The sequence below is a fragment of the Geobacillus sp. YHL genome (genome assembly GCF_022341265.1).
Lineage (GTDB): Bacteria > Bacillota > Bacilli > Bacillales > Anoxybacillaceae > Geobacillus > Geobacillus thermoleovorans.
Map to the genome: position 1 here is coordinate 1 of NZ_JAEIGB010000047.1, position 1,233 is coordinate 1,233.

General features: G+C 36.2%; 1 protein-coding gene and 1 pseudogene. Both read right to left on the reverse strand.

Going from position 1 to position 1,233, the window contains the following annotated elements:
• Positions 1-157: 157 nt before the first annotated feature.
• Positions 158-934 (reverse strand): alpha/beta hydrolase family protein, encoded by a 777-nt coding sequence (locus JCR24_RS17430; RefSeq protein ID WP_238981101.1) that lies wholly within the window; start codon positions 932-934, stop codon positions 158-160.
• Between the two features lie 91 nt (positions 935-1,025).
• A pseudogene (locus JCR24_RS17435) lies at positions 1,026-1,233 on the reverse strand (hypothetical protein); the annotation flags it as partial.

The following is a 1,233-nucleotide window of genomic DNA, read 5'->3' on the forward strand; positions in this document are numbered from 1 at the left end:
TTATCGGATTTGAAGTGGCACTAGACGGTATATTGTTAGCTTATTCCCTGGTTACACTTGGGCTAGTTGAGCGCTAAAGCTCAACTAGCACCACGGGTATATAAATACTCTTTATGAGTTTTAAGCATGGCACTCGTTAGTCGAAGGAAAATTGTTTCTATTTTTCGTTTTGATGGAAAAATTGAATAATACCTTTATGGTCTGAATAACAAGCACCGTTTTTATCGTGTCCTACTCCAGGAGTAACTTCTAAAGCAATTTGTAATTTGTGTTTAATTCTTAACTCCACGAACGGCAATGCATTGATTTCAACAGGAACATTTTCATCTCCCGTGCCGTGCCAAATTTTACACGGAATAGGAGCTAATGCAAGCTTTTCAAGAGCAAACGTTTTATCAATATATGCGTCTACGGTACTATAATCAATTTCGTGAGATAAAGCAATTGCATGTCCCATTGGGTCATCCATGTCTAAATTATTCCTTTTAATATAATCATTTTCGTATTTTCTTTGTTCTTTTACGTTTAAAAGTGGCTGTGAAAATGCAACTGATTGAACAAAATCAACGTTTCTCATTAACCTTAAAGCGAGCAGACTTCCCATGCTAATCGCAAACAAATGAACGAAGAAATTAATTCCTGTTTCTTTAACCATATATTTATGTAAATTTTTAATGTCTTGTAGGGCTTTATCATTTCCAAAATTCGCCCCATGAGCATTGGAATAACCGATTGTGTACCCCTCTTCCAATAAAGAGTTAAATAATGCTTTTTTATTTAAATCTTCATGCCAGTCGCTACTATTGTTTGACACAAAGGCAATAGACCCACCTAAAAAAATAACGCCATAACCATTCGACTTTTTGGGTTGCCCAATGTAAGCCCATTGTCCGTCAATATTTACAAATTGCTCCCTAAAAGACAAAATAATCACCCTTTCTCTTCACCATAGACGATGGAATGTAATTGGTTCTTCCATGGGAGACGAATGGGAGTAAATCTGTTACCATCTTCCAATTCTCAATTTATAATACCCTTGCAATCGTTAAACCATCACCAATCGGGACAATGACCGATTCTAATCTTGGGTGTTTGGCTACAAACTCATTAAACTCTCTTAGAAAAATAGTATTATTTTCAGGCGTGTTGATTATCCAATAAAATCCAAAGGGTATAGAAAAAAGAGCACCTTTCCTGTAGAATGTGAGTAGCGACACAAACAAACCCAGGAGG